Source organism: Blastococcus sp. MG754426 (assembly GCF_021699055.1).
GTDB lineage: Bacteria > Actinomycetota > Actinomycetes > Mycobacteriales > Geodermatophilaceae > Blastococcus.
In genome coordinates this window covers 1-14626 of record NZ_SSXC01000045.1, presented here as the reverse complement: position 1 = coordinate 14626, position 14626 = coordinate 1, and the positions used below count along the sequence as shown (strand labels likewise).

General features: G+C 76.7%; 15 protein-coding genes and 1 pseudogene. 10 read left to right on the top strand and 6 right to left on the bottom strand.

Features of this window, described 5'->3' with window-relative positions:
* Positions 1-73: 73 nt before the first annotated feature.
* Together E9549_RS24225 and E9549_RS24220 are read left to right on the top strand one after the other, a co-directional pair.
* Positions 74-556 (top strand): annotated as a pseudogene (locus tag E9549_RS24225) (GAF domain-containing protein); the annotation flags it as partial.
* Positions 557-719: 163 nt separating this feature from the next.
* Entirely contained in the window at positions 720-1628 is a 909-nt protein-coding gene (locus E9549_RS24220; RefSeq protein ID WP_308113139.1) for a methyl-accepting chemotaxis protein, read from the top strand.
* A 116-nt stretch (positions 1629-1744) separates the two neighbouring features.
* On the opposite strand, the gene E9549_RS14680 is transcribed toward E9549_RS24220, so the two are convergent.
* The gene (locus E9549_RS14680; protein WP_236827288.1) at positions 1745-2599 is read right to left on the bottom strand and encodes an Fpg/Nei family DNA glycosylase; all 855 of its coding nucleotides are present in this window, start codon (positions 2597-2599) and stop codon (positions 1745-1747) included.
* Between the two features lie 224 nt (positions 2600-2823).
* Between E9549_RS14680 and E9549_RS14675 the strand changes: the two genes are divergently transcribed.
* Complete coding sequence (locus tag E9549_RS14675) at positions 2824-3396, top strand: hypothetical protein (protein ID WP_236827287.1); 573 nt, start codon at positions 2824-2826, stop codon at positions 3394-3396.
* Between the two features lie 61 nt (positions 3397-3457).
* Here the strand turns inward: E9549_RS14675 and E9549_RS14670 are convergent, their stop codons facing one another.
* The 3 genes from E9549_RS14670 to E9549_RS14660 are packed head-to-tail and all read right to left on the bottom strand — an operon-like array spanning position 3458 to position 6626.
* The gene (locus E9549_RS14670) at positions 3458-4543 is read right to left on the bottom strand and encodes a GerMN domain-containing protein (RefSeq protein WP_236827286.1); all 1086 of its coding nucleotides are present in this window, start codon (positions 4541-4543) and stop codon (positions 3458-3460) included.
* Positions 4540-5913: a cell wall metabolism sensor histidine kinase WalK gene (locus tag E9549_RS14665; protein ID WP_236827285.1), complete on the bottom strand. Its 1374-nt coding sequence runs from the start codon at positions 5911-5913 to the stop codon at positions 4540-4542. Before E9549_RS14665 ends, E9549_RS14670 begins: the two co-directional genes overlap by 4 nt.
* Positions 5910-6626: a response regulator transcription factor gene (locus E9549_RS14660; protein ID WP_236827284.1), complete on the bottom strand. Its 717-nt coding sequence runs from the start codon at positions 6624-6626 to the stop codon at positions 5910-5912. The genes E9549_RS14665 and E9549_RS14660 overlap by 4 nt, the downstream gene beginning before the upstream one ends.
* Before the next feature lie 141 nt (positions 6627-6767).
* On the opposite strand from E9549_RS14660, the gene E9549_RS14655 reads away from it, so the two are divergent.
* A complete protein-coding gene (locus E9549_RS14655; RefSeq protein ID WP_236827283.1) occupies positions 6768-7124 on the top strand; it encodes an STAS domain-containing protein in 357 nt (118 codons plus the stop codon).
* Positions 7125-7170: 46 nt separating this feature from the next.
* The gene (locus E9549_RS14650; protein ID WP_236827282.1) at positions 7171-8538 is read left to right on the top strand and encodes a deoxyribodipyrimidine photo-lyase; all 1368 of its coding nucleotides are present in this window, start codon (positions 7171-7173) and stop codon (positions 8536-8538) included.
* A 6-nt stretch (positions 8539-8544) separates the two neighbouring features.
* On the opposite strand, the gene E9549_RS14645 is transcribed toward E9549_RS14650, so the two are convergent.
* Positions 8545-9333, bottom strand: coding sequence for a hypothetical protein (locus E9549_RS14645; RefSeq protein WP_236827281.1), 789 nt, complete (start codon positions 9331-9333; stop codon positions 8545-8547).
* Positions 9330-9830: a DUF309 domain-containing protein gene (locus E9549_RS23445; RefSeq protein ID WP_236827280.1), complete on the bottom strand. Its 501-nt coding sequence runs from the start codon at positions 9828-9830 to the stop codon at positions 9330-9332. The genes E9549_RS14645 and E9549_RS23445 overlap by 4 nt, the downstream gene beginning before the upstream one ends.
* Before the next feature lie 140 nt (positions 9831-9970).
* Between E9549_RS23445 and E9549_RS14635 the strand changes: the two genes are divergently transcribed.
* The 5 genes from E9549_RS14635 (at position 9971) to egtE (ending at position 14040) form a co-directional block, all read left to right on the top strand.
* The gene (locus E9549_RS14635; RefSeq protein ID WP_236827279.1) at positions 9971-10792 is read left to right on the top strand and encodes a DUF4397 domain-containing protein; all 822 of its coding nucleotides are present in this window, start codon (positions 9971-9973) and stop codon (positions 10790-10792) included.
* A 19-nt stretch (positions 10793-10811) separates the two neighbouring features.
* Positions 10812-11483, top strand: coding sequence for a class F sortase (locus E9549_RS14630; RefSeq protein WP_236827278.1), 672 nt, complete (start codon positions 10812-10814; stop codon positions 11481-11483).
* A 44-nt stretch (positions 11484-11527) separates the two neighbouring features.
* Positions 11528-12130 (top strand): RNA polymerase sigma factor, encoded by a 603-nt coding sequence (locus E9549_RS14625; RefSeq protein ID WP_236827277.1) that lies wholly within the window; start codon positions 11528-11530, stop codon positions 12128-12130.
* Entirely contained in the window at positions 12111-12860 is a 750-nt protein-coding gene (locus E9549_RS14620) for an anti-sigma factor (protein WP_236827276.1), read from the top strand. Before E9549_RS14625 ends, E9549_RS14620 begins: the two co-directional genes overlap by 20 nt.
* Positions 12861-12924: 64 nt before the next feature.
* Positions 12925-14040 carry an ergothioneine biosynthesis PLP-dependent enzyme EgtE gene (gene egtE, locus E9549_RS14615; RefSeq protein ID WP_236827275.1) on the top strand — a complete coding sequence of 372 codons (1116 nt, stop codon included), beginning with the start codon at positions 12925-12927 and terminating at the stop codon, positions 14038-14040.
* Positions 14041-14626 lie beyond the last annotated feature (586 nt).

Below are 14626 nucleotides of genomic sequence, written 5' to 3'. Positions count from 1 at the left end.
TACCGATTCGGACTCAACGACCCCACCTGGCCTCCGATGGTCCCCCGACACCATCGATGGAGAGGGTCCAGCCATGCCCCCGTTCAACCGACGCCGGTCGGCTCCCGTGCACGACGTGCAGATCGCCGAGGCCCGGGCCAACGTCGAGGCCGTGACCGCGGTCGTGACCGCCCTCGGCCGCGCCACGACCACCGCGGAGGCCGTGACCGCCGCGCTGGACCTGGTGCGGCAGCACTTCGGCTGGACCTACGGCTCCTACTGGCGGGTGGACGCCGCTGAGCAGGTGCTGCGCTTCGCGCAGGAGTCGGGCGACGCCGGACCCGAGTTCGGGAAGGTGACCCGCGCGGCCTCCTTCCGCGAGGGCGTCGGGCTGGCCGGGCGCGCCTGGAGCACCCGGGACCTGGTCGCGGTCGCCGACCTCGGCCTGCTGCGCGACTGCGTCCGGGCGCCGGTGGCCCAGCGGGTGGGCGTCCGCAGCGGCATCTGCTTCCCGGTCCTGGAGGACGGCGCCGTCACCGGGACCATGGACTTCTTCGCCACCGAGACGCTGGACCTCTCCGCCGAGCGGCTGGCCACGCTGCGTGCCGTCGGGGTGCTCGTCTCGCAGGCCGTCGAGCGGGTGTCCGCCGCCGTCCGCCAGGCGAAGGCCGCCGAGGACACGCAGGCGGTCACCGACCTGCTGCGCGAGGTCAGCCCGGGCGAGCACCCGCGAGCAGGCGATGACGCGGGCCCTGGAGACCATCCGCGACGGCTTCGGGTGGGACTACGGCTCCTACTGGGCGATCGACCCCGCCGACCGCGCGCTGCACTTCGTCCTGGAGTCCGGCAGCGCGGGGCAGGAGTTCCGGGAGGTCACCCTCCGGGCGTCGTTCACCGAGGGCGTCGGCCTGTCCGGCCGGGCCTGGAAGACCCGCGACCTGTTCTTCGTCGAGGACCTCGCCGAGATGACCGACTGCGTGCGCGCCCCGGCCGCCCGGCGCGCGGGCGTGAGGTCCGGCGTCTGCCTGCCCATCCTGGTCTCCGGCGAGGTCGTCGGGACCATGGACTTCTTCGCGACCCGCACCCTCGTCCTCGCCCCGGGACGCGCCGCGGCGCTGCGCAGCGCCGCGTTCCTGCTCGGCCAGGCACTGGAGCGCTTCGCCGCCTCCGAGCGGCTGTCGCTGGCCGGCGAACAGCTGATCGAGTCGATCACCGAGGTCGAGCGGAACGTGCTGTCGGCGACGTCGGTGGCCACCGACGGGCAGCGGCTGGCCGCCGAGGCCAACCACGAGGTCGCCGGTCTGGGCGAGTCGAGCCAGGACATCGGCAAGGTGGTCAAGGTGATCCGCGGGATCGCCGACCAGACCAACCTGCTCGCGCTGAACGCCACCATCGAGGCGGCCCGGGCCGGGGAGGCCGGCCGCGGGTTCGCCGTCGTCGCCAACGAGGTCAAGGAGCTCGCGCTGGAGACGGCGCGGGCGACGACCGACGTCGACGCGAAGGTGACCGCGATCCAGCAGCAGATGGAGCGGGTCGTGTCGGCGCTGGCCGCCATCAGCACCACGGTCGAGAGCATCAACGAGACCCAGCAGGTCATCGGCGGGGTGCTGACGGAGCAGTCGGCGGTGACCCGGGAGATCCTCGCGTAGGACGACGCCCCGCCCCAGCCGCCGTCCTCCCCCACCGCACGGCGTCCTCCCTCACCGCGCACCACGAGGGAGGACGCGCCACGATCAGGTTCGGTGATCGTGGCCGCAGGCCGCGGTCAGCGCAGCAGCTTCGACATCCGCCGGTCGGCCAGCGGCCTGCCCCCGGTCTGGCAGGTCGGGCAGTACTGGAGCGAGGTGTCGGCGAAGCTGACCTCGCGGACGGTGTCGCCGCAGACCGGGCACGGCAGGCCGGTGCGGGCGTGCACCTGCAGGCCCGAGCGCTTCTCCCCCTTCATCGTGGCGGCCCGCTGGCCCACCTGGCGGCCCAGCGCCCCGGTGAGGGTCTCGCGCACCGCATCGAAGAGACGGACCAGTTCGTCGTCGGTCAGCTTGTCGGCCATCTTGAACGGTGACAGCCGCGCGGCGTGCAGGATCTCGTCGGAGTAGGCGTTGCCGATGCCGGCCACCAGGGTCTGGTCGGTGAGCGCGCCCTTGAGCTGCCCCGACCGGCCGGCCATCAGCCGGGCGAAGGTCTCCCGGTCCACCTCGAGGGCGTCCGGCCCGAGGCGCGCGATCCCCGGCACCTCCGCCGGCGACCGGACGACGTGGACGGCCAGCCCCTTGCGCGTCCCCTGCTCGGTGAGGTCGAACCCGTTGCCGTCGTCGAGGTGCACGCGCAGCGCCAGCGGGCCCTTGCCGGGCTTCGGCGGCGCGGTGGGCAGGTTCTCCCGCCAGTGCAGCCAGCCCGCCCGCGCGAGGTGGACGACGAGGTGCAGCCCCGCGACGTCGAGGTCGAGGAACTTGCCGTGCCGGGCGGCCCCGGTGATCTCCAGGCCGGCGAGCGCGGACAGCGGCGGGTCGAAGGTCTTGATCGCCTGGACGGCGGCGAGGTCGGCGCGCGCCAGCACGTGGCCGACGGCGTTCTCGCGCAGGAACGCCGCCAACGCCTCCACCTCGGGCAACTCGGGCACCCGACCATGATCCACCGGATGCGGCCCCGGCGCGGCCCCCGATCGGTTGACCCGGCGACGGCGGTCCGGCGGCGGGGGTCTTGCGGAGCTGCGACGACCGCATGACGCCCGCGACGACCCGGTGGAGACCCTGTTGCGGCCGCCTGCGCGGCCCCCGGACGGGAGTACACCTCCGGTCGGAGGCCCGCTCCGCAGGGGCGCGGGCCCGGTGGATGGAGGCCATCGTGACGAGGATCGGACCCGTTCCCCTGGCGGTCGTCGGCGGCGTGGTCGCGCTGCTGCTCGGCCTGCTCGGCCCCGCCTCGGCCGCGGCGCGCACGCCGTACTGCGGGCTGGTGTGGGGCTCGCTGCCGGAGGCCGGCGCGGCGACCGCCGCCGGCCTGACCGTGACCGACGTCCGCGCCGGCCGGCACGCCTGCTTCGACCGCCTGGTCGTCGACCTGCACGGTCCCGCGACGCCCACCGGCTACTCGGTGCGCTACGTCGGTGCGGTGCAGCAGGAGGGCACGGGCGACGTCGTCCCGCTGGCCGGCGGGGCCGCGCTGGAGGTCGTCGTCCACTCCCCCGCCCACGATCGGCACGGCCGGGCCACCTACCTGCCGCCCAGCCGCGGCGAGGTCGTGGACGTCGACGGCTTCCGCACGCTCGAGCAGGTCGCCTGGGCCGGTTCGTACGAGGGCCGCACCACCCTCGGCGTCGGCACCCGCGCCCGGCTGCCCTTCCGCACCTTCACCCTGGTCGGTGCCCCCGGGGACGACGCGGTCCGCCTGGTGATCGACGTCGCCCACCGCTGGTGACCGGTCGCGCCCTGCCCGGGCCTGCGCCCCGGAGCCGATCCGCAGCGCAGGCCCTCGCGCGTCACCCCTGGTGCAGCACCTCGATCACCACCCGGTTCGGGCTCTGCAGCCGGTAGACGCGGAACGGGCGCTCGCCCGCGGTCCCGAGGAAGGCCACCAGCTGCCCCTCGAAGACCGAGTCGATCACGACCTCCCGGACGGCGGGGCCGTCCAGGACGACCGGGTCCGGTCCGGCGTAGGGCGCGACGCCGGTGTCCCCGGGCAGGCCCACGCCGGTGAGGACGAGCTGCAGGACGGCGTCCCCGGCGACGTCCACCGGCAGCCCGCTGCCCGCCGACAGGGGGTCGGGGACGTAACGGGCGGCCCACCCGGGCAGCCCCGCACCGGCCACCTCGAGCACCACCCGGTCGAACCCCGCCTGGCGGCCGGCGCGGACGTCGGTCACCGTCACCGCGGCCCCGGGGGACGCCGCGGCCGTGTCGGGCCGGGTGTCGGCGGCGAACGGGGCCGCCACCCCGGCGGTCGGGGCCGGCGTGGTGGCCGCCGGGGACACCGGGGGCGGGTTGAGGAAGGCGGCGTAGTCGGCCGGGAGCAGCGGCTCGTCGGTGAGCGCCCCGGAGGGCAGCGGCGCCTCCACCGGCTGGCCGTCGCTGGTGAGCAGGACGGCGTCGATCCCCGGCAGGCTCGCCGCGGTGAGCACGATCTGGGCGACCGCCCGCCGGCCGGAGGACAGCGGGGAGGCGCCCGCGAGATCGATCGTTGCCGTGCCGCCGTCGATGCCGGACACCTCCAGCGTCGTCCCGGACGGGAGCGCCGTGGACAGCCCCTCGGCCCGCTCGTCCCCGGTCGGCCCCGCGGCCAGGGCGCTCAGCAGGTCGGCCAGCCGCTCCTCGGCCGACCCGCTCCCGCTGTCCCGGGCCCGGGGGACGAGCGCCTCGTCGGGGCCGATCAGGTAGGCCCAGCCAACCTCACCGGGTACCGCCGACGGCGCCGCCGAGGGAGCCGGCGTCGGCGCGGCGAGCCCGTACGGGACGTCGGACGGCGCGATCGTCGTCGGTCCCGATCCGGTGGGCACCCCGCAGGACACCACCCCGGCGACGACGGCCCCCAGCACGCCGCCGGCGCCCAGCCGGCGCAGGCGGGTCACGACCGCGCCGCCGGCAGGGAGAGGACGAAGCGCGCCCCGCCGCACGGGCTCGCCTCGCACCACGCCGCACCCCCGTGCTGGGCGGCGGTCTCCGCCACGATCGCCAACCCCAGGCCGGCGCCGGGCAGCGAGCGACGGGCCGAACCCGGGGCCCGGGCGAAGCGCTCGAAGATCCGCTCGCGGTCCAGCGGGGCGACCCCCGGCCCGGCGTCGTCCACCGTGACCTCCACGGAGCCCTCGCAGCGCCGGACCGCCACCCGCTCGGGCCCGCCGCCGTAGCGGTCGGCGTTGTCCAGGAGGTTGCGCACGGCCCGCTCCAGCCGTGACTTGTCCCCCAGCACCGTGCTCCCCTCGCCGGGACCGGCCTCCAGCAGGTCGACCGGCCGGCCGGTCCCCTCCAGCACCTCCCGCACGAGGGCGGCCATCGGCACGGGGACGACGTCGTGCCCGTGGTCGGCCCCGTCCATCCAGGCCAGCTCCAGCAGGTCGTCGAGGGTGACCCGCAAGCGCGTCACCTGGCCCTCGACCAGGGCGAGGGCCTGCTGGGCCCGCGGCGGCAGCTCCTCCCGCCGGGTGGCCAGCACCTCGACGCTCGTGGTGAGGCTGGTGAGCGGGCTGCGCAGCTCGTGGCTGACGTCGCCGACGAACCGGGCGTCCCGCGAGATCCGGGCGGCGAGGGCGTCGACCATGCTGTTGAAGGCCGCCACGATGCCCACCAGGTCGGGGTCGTCGGTCGGTGGGAGGCGGGTGGAGAGCTCACCGCCGGCGATGCGGGTGGCCGCGCCGGCGACCTGCTCCAGCGGGGAGACGGCGCGCCGGCTGGCCCACGCGCCGAACCCGGCCCCCGCCAGGGTGGCGACGCCGGCGCCCGCGCCCAGCACCACCCCGAGCGTGCCCAGCAGCGCCGCGAGGTCGTCCAGCGGCGCGATCTCGTACACCTCGACGCCCGCGCTCACCACGGGGACGGCGACGACCAGCCGCGGGCCGTCCGCGGTGTCGACCCGCTGCGCGCCGGCCGCGCCGTCGGCCACCACCTGGCGCAGCCCCGCGGGGACGTCGCGCCGCCCCACCTCCAGGCTCGAGGAGTACCAGTCGTCCCCGCTCCGCACGACGACCTCGGCGTCGCCGAAGGGGACGAGCTCGCCCAGCACCGCCCCGACGTCGACCCCGGCGGCGGCCAGCCGGGTGCGCAGCACCTCGGCATCGGCGAACGCCTGCTGGGTGAGCGCCTGCTCGCGCTGCTCCACCAGGAAGCTGCGGGCCAGCAGCCAGGTGGTGGTCACCAGCACCGCCGAGACCAGCAGGGTGCTGGCGGCGAAGCCCACGACGATCCGGCCCCGCAGCCCCCGCCGCCCGGGGACCGGTCTCACTGCGGGTCCAGGCGGTAGCCCAGCCCCCGGACGGTCACCACGAGCCGCGGGTTCCCGGGGTCCCGCTCGACCTTGGTGCGCAACCGCCGCACGTGGACGTCGACGATCCGCTCGTCGCCGAAGAACCCGTGGTCCCACACGCGCTCGAGCAGCGCCTGCCGGCTGAAGACCCGCCCCGGCGCCGCGGCCAGCTCGCAGAGCACCCGGAACTCGGTCAGCGTGAGGGGGAGCTGCCGGTCGCCGCGGTAGACCGTCCCGCTGGCCTCCCGCAGCACGAGCGGCGCCTCGGGGTCGTGGTCGAGCACCACGCCCGGCCGGGTCGCGACGGCCGGGGCCCCCGCCGGCACCGCGGCGGTCCGCCGGCGCAGCGCCTTCAGCCGCGCGGTGATCTCCTTGACCTGGAACGGCTTGGTCACGTAGTCGTCGGCGCCGGCCTCCAGCGCCTCGACGATGTCCTGCGTGTCGGCGCGGGCGCTGACGACGACGACGGGCAGGTCGTGGTCGCGGCGCACCTCGCGGATCACGGTGAGACCGTCCACCGCCCCGAGCATCAGGTCGACGATCATCATGTCCGGCGCGGCGATGCCCACCATGCGGACGGCGTCCTCGCCCGAGGCGGCCTCGGCGACGTCGTACCCCTCGTCCTCCAGCGCCCACCGCAGCGCGGTCCGGATGGAGTCGTCGTCCTCCACGATCATGATCCGCAACGACACGCGGTCATGCTCCCACCGCGCTCCCGCGCCCCCGGGCAGGGCGGGCACCGTCATCGGATCGCAATGTCGTGACCGGGGAGATCGCAAACTGCGCCCGCCAGGCTGCAGTGAGAGCGGATCCCGACCGCGGAGGAGACCACCGTGCACGCTGCCGACCGCGCCCAGCGCGATCCCGGTACCACCGGCTCCTCCCGGCACGACTCCGGCGAGGTCGTGCTGCGGCTGACCGAGGAGATGCTGGCCGACGGGGTCGCCGACATCCGGTGGGCCCTGCACGACGCCCTCATCACCGGTGCCCGGCGGGTGGTCGTCGACGTCCGCGACGTGGAGCACCTGTCCAGCCCGGCGGCGGCCAGCCTCCTCACCGCGCACCGGGCGTGCCGGGCCCGCGGGGGCAGCGTCGTCGTCCGCGGGGCCAACCGGCGCACGATGGGGCTCCTCCGCCGGACGGGGCTGTGGCGCGTGCTCGGGCTGGACGGCCTGGACCGCCCCGCCTGAACCGGCCGCCGGGCGCCCCCGCCGCGTCGCTCCTACGCTCGGCCGGGTGCCCACCGCACTGCTCTGGTTCCGCCGCGACCTGCGCCTGGGCGACCACCCCGCCCTGCTGGCCGCGCGCGACGCGGCGGGTCCGGACGGCGACGTCGTCCCGGTGTTCGTGTTCGACGAGCGGCTGTGGGGGCCCTCCGGCGGGCCCCGCCGCCGATTCCTCCTCGACTGCCTGACCGCCCTGGAGGACGACCTCGGGGGCGCGCTCGTCCTGCGCCGCGGCGACCCGGCCCGGGTGCTGCCCGCGCTGGCCGGCGAGGTGGGCGCCACGTCGGTGCACGTCAGCGCGGACGCCGGGCCGTACGGCCGCCGCCGCGACGACGCGGTGGAGCGGGCGCTGGGCGAGGTCCCGCTGGTGCGCACCGGCTCGCCGTACGCGGTGACGCCCGGGCGGGTCACCAAGCGCGACGGGACGCCGTTCCAGGTGTTCTCGCCCTTCGCCCGGGCCTGGCGGGAGCACGGCTGGCGGGCACCGGCGTCGTCGCCCGGCGACGTCCGCTGGCGCACCGGCGTCCGCTCCGACGACCGCCCCCCGGCACCCGAGCTCGACGGTGTGACGCTCCCGCCGGCCGGGGAGGCCGCCGCGCTGGCCGCCTGGGCGCGGTTCCGCGACGAGCGGCTGCCCGGCTACGCCGACGGGCGCAACACCCCGGCCGGTGACGGGACCAGCCGGATGTCGGCCTACCTGAAGTACGGCTGCATCCACCCCCGGACGCTGCTGGCCGACCTCGCGGCGGCCGGGCAGACGGAGCCGGTGCGCCGGTACACCGACGAGCTGGCCTGGCGGGACTTCTACGCCGACGTCCTGTGGCACCGGCCGGAGTCGGCGCGCGAGTACCTGAAGCCGGAGCTGCGGGCGATGGGCTACGACGACGGCCCGCACGCGCAGGAGCTGGTGCGCGCCTGGGAGACGGGGCGCACCGGCTTCCCGATCGTCGACGCCGGCATGCGCCAGCTGCTGGGCGAGGCCTACGTGCACAACCGGGTGCGGATGATCGTCGCCTCGTTCCTGGTGAAGGACCTCCACCAGGAGTGGACCCTCGGCGCGCGGTGGTTCATGCGGCACCTGGTCGACGGCGACCTCGCCAGCAACAACCACGGCTGGCAGTGGGTGGCGGGCACCGGCACCGACGCCTCGCCCTACTACCGGGTCTTCAACCCGGTCACGCAGGGGAAGAAGTTCGACCCCGACGGCGCCTACGTGAAGCGCTGGGTGCCGGAACTGCGGGACGTCGATCCCCGGTACGTGCACGAGCCGTGGACGGCGCCGGGCGGCGTCCCCGCCGGCTACCCGGAGCCGGTCGTCGACCACGCGCACGAGCGGCAGGTGGCGCTGGACCGCTACGCCCGCGTCCGCGGCCGCTGACGGGGGTCAGCCGACGAGCAGGCTGACGGGGTCCCGGTGGACGACGGTGCGCACCACGAGCGTGACCGCCACGGCGGAGGCGGCGGCGAGGGCGGCGACCACGACCGGGGCCGGCGGTCCGGCGACCGCGACGGCCACCAGCCCCCACACGACGGCCAGGGCGAACGGACCGGCGGCGTCGCGCGCGGCCAGCACCAGCGCCGACGCGATCAGGGCGACGACCGCGAGCACCACCACGGCCCAGACCTGGGCGGTGGTGCCCGACGCCGGTGCACCGAGCGCGACACCGGCCTGGCCGGCGTTCACCGCGGCCGCGACGGTCACCCAGCCGAGCAGCAGGCCGGTGACCGCGGCCGGCAGCACCCTCCCGAGCCCCTCGACCGGGAGGTCCTGCAGCCGTGCCCACGCGACCGCGGTGGCCGCGACGATGCAGAGCAGCAGCACGAGCGGGACCAGCGGAACCGAGACGCCGACCAGGGGGAAGGCGATCTCCCAGGCCGCGTTCCCGGCGAAGGCCGCGGCCAGCGGCCAGCCGGTCCGGCGGTGGAGGGTGCGGCCGCGCTGGGCCGGCAGCGCCTGGTAGACCGCCCAGGCCAGGGACCCGGCGAAGATGACGCCCCAGATGCTGAAGGCGTACCCGGCCGGGGTGATCAGCGAGCCGGTCTCGTCGCTGACCGCGCCGACGCCGCGCCCGGCGAGCGCGCTGCCGAGCGGGCTGCCCACGACCTGCGCGACCGCGGCGGCGAGGACCGCCGCGGCCCGGAGGCCGTCGTGCCGTGCTCCGTCCGTCGTCATCCTCGCGGTGTGCCCGGGTCGCCCGCAGCCGAACCGGTCAGCCGGGGGGCGGCAGCGGCCGGGTCACCACCCGTGCCCGGGGCCGCGGCCAGGCCCCTGGCCCACGCCACCAGCCCGTCGACGTCGACCCCGTGGGGCGGTGCGGCCGCGTAGCCGGCGATGCTGCCCGCGCCCCGCTCCAGCAGCGTGGTCGCGCCCCGGCCGTTGCCCCGGGCGGCGTGGGTCAGGCCGACGGCGAGCTGGGCCAGTCCCCGCCAGAGCTCGCGCTCCTCCGCCGGGGCGCTCTTCCACGCGTCCTCCAGCACCTCGTGGGCGTGGAACGGCCGGCCGGCGTCCAGGAGGCGCTGCGCCTCGGCGAGCGCCACCGCCGGGGCCCGGACGACCCCCTCGGGGGCACGCTCCTCGCCCACGGCTCCCCGCGGCAGGGGCCGCCCGAGGGCGTCCCGCGGGCGGGCGTTGCGGGCACGCCCCTCCTCGTCGCGATCCCGGTCCGGCACCGGGCCATCTTCCCGCCCTCGTCGCCGGGCAGCAGCCCCGGCAGACGATCCCGCGACATCCACCCGGGCGGATGTGCATCCGGATCCGCGCAGGGGGGCGAAGACCTGTCAGCACGACCCCTTCGACGAGAGGAAACACCATGAGCACGGTTCGTACCCTCGGTCGCACCGCCGGCGCCCTCGGCGTCGCCGGTGGCCTCGTCCTGGTCGCCACCCCGGCCCTGGCCGACAACCACACCGCCACGGTGTCCGTCCTGCACGGGGTGCCGGAGCTGCCCGTCGACGTCTACGCCAACGGCGAGCGGCTGATCGACGACTTCCAGCCGGGCACCCTGACCGACCCGCTGGAGCTGCCCGCGGGCTCCTACGACCTGGCGCTGTTCCCGGCCGACGCGCCGGACGGCTCGGGCGACCCGCTGCTGTCGGCCGACGGCGTCAGCGTCCCGGCCGGGGCCAACGCCACCGTGGTGGCCCACCTGACGGAGGCCGGCGAGCCCGCGCTCACCCCGTTCGTCAACGAGGTCGGTGACATCCCCGCCGGCCAGGCGCGCGTCACCGTGCGCCACGTGGCGGCCGCGCCCGCCGTGGACGTCCGGGCCGGTGGCCAGGTGGTCGTCGACGGGCTGAGCAACCCGAACGAGGAGTCGCTCACCGTCCCGGCCGGCACGGTCAACGCCGACGTCGTCCTCGCGGGCACCGACACCGTCGCCATCGGCCCGGCCGACCTGGACCTGGCCGAGGGCGCCACGACGATCGTCTACGCGTGGGGCTCCGAGGACGCCGGCTACGAGCTGGCCGTCCAGAGCATCTCCGGTCAGCACTCGGCGCCGTCCGGCGTCCCGGGTGGGAGCGCCGGCCTGGCCGACGACTCCGGCCTGCCGCTGCCGGTGGGTGCCGCCGCCGTCGCCGGTGTCGCCCTCGCCGCCGCCGGTGCGTTCCGGCTGGCTCGTTCCTCGCGCTGACCCCGGGCATCCCGAGGAGATGACCGTGCGACCCGCCGCCGCCAGCGTCGTGCTGGGGCTGGCCCTCGCCGTCGGTGCGCCGACCGCGTGGGCCCTGTCCCGGCCGGACGCGGCGGCGGGTCCGCCGGTCGACCAGGTGCTGGAGCGCCCCGCCGACCCCACCACCGCGCCCCCGGCGTCCACGCTGCCGGAGGTGAGCGTCCGGGACGCCGCCCCCACGGTGGCTCCCGAGATCGCCCCGCCCGCGCGGCTGGAGGTCCCCGGGCTCGGCGTGACGGCGCCGGTGGACCCCATGGGCATCGCCGGCGACGGCCAGATGGCGCTGCCCGAGGACGTCGACCGCGTCGGCTGGTACCGCTTCGGCCCGGAACCCGGCGCGGCCGGGAACTCCGTGATCGCCGGCCACGTGGACGACCGCGAGCAGGGCCCCGGAGCCTTGTTCCCCCTCCGGACGGCCGAGCCGGGTGAGGAGATCGCCGTCACCGACGCCGCCGGCGGGACCACCCGCTGGCGCGTGGTCTCCCGCGAGGTGGTCGAGAAGGACGTCCTCCCGCTCGACGAGATCTTCCGCCGGGACGGGCCGCCCCGGCTGGTCGTCATCACCTGCGGCGGCCCGTTCCTGCCCGAGTTCCGCAGCTACCGCGACAACGTCGTCGTGGTCGCCGAGCCCGTTGGAGGCACCACGCCGTGACCGGGGTGCTGGACCGGGCTGCGCGGCTGGGTAGCGTCGGCACCGTGAACCCCGACCCCGTTCCGGTGCCGCACGGCTCCGCGGAGCCGGACGACGCCGAGGTGGGCCGCCGGTTCGCCGCCGGTGACGAGCAGGCGCTCGCCCTCGCCTACGCGCGGTGGGCGGGGCAGCTGCACGGCATGGCGGTGCGCGCCTTCGGCCCCGGCCCCGACGCCGAGGACGTCACCCAGCAGACCTTCATCTCCGCCTGGACCGGCCGCGCCCGGTACAACCCCGAGCAGGGTCCGCTGCCGGCCTGGCTGGTCGGCGTCTGCCGCCACAAGATCGCCGACACCTGGGCCCGGCGGGACCGGCAGCGCCGCGAGGCCGAGGCCGCCGTCTCCGAGGCGCAGGCCACACCGGCCGGTGGGACGACGCCCCCGGTCGACAGCGTTGTGACCGACCGGATGCTCGTGCTGGACGAGCTCGAGCGCCTCGGCCAGCCCCAGCGCGGGATCATCGAGCTCGCGTTCTTCGCCGATCTCACCCACGCCCAGATCGCGGAGCGCACCGGGATCCCGCTGGGCACGGTGAAATCCCACATCCGCCGCACGCTCGAACGCCTGAGGACCCGATTGGAGGTGGACGGTGCCGCACTGCCAGCCTGAGCAGCTCGCCCTGGCGGCGCTGCGCGAGCCGCTCCCGGCCGACGACGCCGCCCACCTCGGCTCGTGCGCCGAGTGCCGGGCCGAGGTCGCGGCGCTCCAGCGGGCCGTCGACGCCGTCGCCGTCCCCGAGTTCGCCGAGCCGGGGCCGCCCGTGGCGCCGCCCGCCTCGGTGTGGGCCGGCATCGCGGCGGCCACCGGGGTGCAGGCGACGCCGGGTGGCACCGCGTCCGACGCCGAACCCGCCGCTCCGGCGGTGACCGCCCCGGCCGCGGCCGGCGGCCAGGTGCTGCCGCTGCGCCGCAGCCGCCGCACGGTGGTGCTGGTGGCGGCCGCCGCGATCACCGGTGCCGTCGTGGGTGCCGGTGCCGTGGCGCTGCTGCAGGGCGAGGACTCGCTCGAACCGCTCACCACCGTGGCCCTCGAGCCGCTCGACGGCGAGCCGGCCTCGGGCCGGGCGGAGGTCGTCGTCCGCCCGGACGGCTCGCGCGCCCTCGAGGTCGACCTCGACGCGCCCCCGGTCGAGGACGCGTACTACGAGATCTGGCTGATCGAGCCGGGCGTCGTCGACATGGTGCCGCTGGGGGTCCTGCGTCCGGGGACCCAGACCTTCGAGCTGCCGGCCGGGCTGGACCTGGCGGCGTACCCGATCGTCGACGTCTCGGTCGAGCCCCTGGACGGCGACCCGACGCACTCGGGGGTCTCCGTGGCCCGGGGCCAGATCGAGAGCTGAAGAAGGACCCCGTGCCCCCGACCACCCGCGAGCTCCCGGCGGACCCCTGCACCGGGCCGGACGCGTGACGCCCCCCGGCGAGGAGCTGGGCGCCCACTGGCGGAAGGCCCGGCCGCGACCCGCGGGCCGGCACCTGGACAGCGCCGCGTGCAGCCGGCAGAGCCACCGCGTGCTGGAGGCGACGGCGCACCACGCCCGGCACGAGGCGGAGCTGGGCGGGTACGTCGCCGAGGCGACCGCCGACGACCTGCTGCAGCAGGGGCGCTCGGTCCTCGGCGGGCTGGCCGGCATGGCCGCTGCCGACGTCGCCTTCGTGGAGTCCGCCCAGGCCGCGCTGGTCGCCCTGCTGAGCGGCTGGCGGCTGCCGGCCGGCTCGCGGGTGGCCTGCCTGCCCGGGGAGTTCGCCCCGAACGTCGCGCAGCTGCGCGCTGCGGGGCTGCGGCCCGAGCCGCTGCCGGTCGACGGCCTGGGGCGGGCCGACCTCGACCGCGTGGAGCGGCTGCTGGCCACCGATCCGCCACGGGTGGTGCACCTGACGCACGTCGCCAGCCACCGGGGGCTCGTGCAGCCGGCGCGGGAGGTCGCGGCGCTGTGCCGCGCGGCCGGGGTCCCGCTGGTCCTGGACGCCGCGCAGTCCCTGGGGCACGTCGACGTCGACCTGGGCGCCGACGTCGTCTACGGCACCTCGCGCAAGTGGCTCGCCGGGCCGCGCGGCGTCGGGGTGCTGATGGCCCGCCCGCAGGTCGCCGCGCAGCTGGTGCCGGTGCTCCCCGAGCCGGAGGGCGTGCCGCCGATGCGCGCCTTCGAGTCGGGGGAGGCGCACGTGGCCGGCCGGATCGGGCTCGTCGTCGCCGTCGGCGAGCACCTGGCCGCCGGGCCCGACCACGTGCGCACGCGGCTGGCCGGGCTCGGCCGGGCCACCCGCGAGCTCCTGGGCGGCGTGTCCGGCTGGCAGGTCGTGGAACCCACCGACGAGCCGACGGCCACCACCACGCTGCACCCGCCCGACGGTGTCGACGTCGTCGCCACCCGCGCCCGGCTGCTGACCGAGCACGGCATCGTGGTCAGCGCGTTCGGGCCGGAGCGCGCCCCCGGCGAGATGACCGGACCGGTGCTGCGGATCTCCCCGCACCTGGACGCCACGGTCGAGGACCTGGAGGCGCTCGCCGCCGCGCTCTGACGCCGGCACTTCGTCGCCCACCTACCCGGCCCGCCGTGCGCGGCCTGGCGCGTCCCGGAACGCCCACCGGTGGAGGGTCGCCCAGGCGATCGGCTGCGGGAGCGCGCTCCCCCTGCTGGCCGGGGTGCAGCAGACCACGGGCGGGATGGGATCCGGTGCTGGTCCGCCGGTGACCTCGCCGTCCTCGTGACGGCGCCCGAGCCCCGGGCCCGCTGGGTCGATGGCCGGTCGCGGGCATGCCACTGCTCCTCGCGGTGGCCGTCGCCGACCTCTCCTGGCCCGGGCGCTGCCGCGTGCCCCCTGGCCGCTGTTCCGTCACGTGTCGGAACAGCGGCCCAGTGGCCACCGCGGACGACGGGACGAGTGGTCGACGACGCGAAGCCCCCGGGCGGGGGGCTGGGACCCCGGGGAGTCGCCTGCCCGGCCGCTCGTCGGGCCATCACGAGCGACGACGCCGGCAAGCCGGCCGCGGTTCCCGGTCGTGCGAACGACGAAGGGCCCCAGCCTGGTGGCTGGGGCCCTTCGTGAATGGTTGTCCGGCGGCGTCCTACTCTCCCACCCCGTCTCCAGGGCAGTACCATCGGCG

Coding starts and splice junctions, on each gene's coding strand:
- E9549_RS24220 (WP_308113139.1), top strand. CDS start 720: ATGACGCGGGCCCTGGAGACCATCCGCGACGGCTTCGGGTGGGACTAC.
- E9549_RS14645 (WP_236827281.1), bottom strand. CDS start 9,333: ATGACGACGGACGGAGCACGGCACGACGGCCTCCGGGCCGCGGCGGTC.
- E9549_RS14635 (WP_236827279.1), top strand. CDS start 9,971: ATGAGCACGGTTCGTACCCTCGGTCGCACCGCCGGCGCCCTCGGCGTC.
- E9549_RS14630 (WP_236827278.1), top strand. CDS start 10,812: ATGACCGTGCGACCCGCCGCCGCCAGCGTCGTGCTGGGGCTGGCCCTC.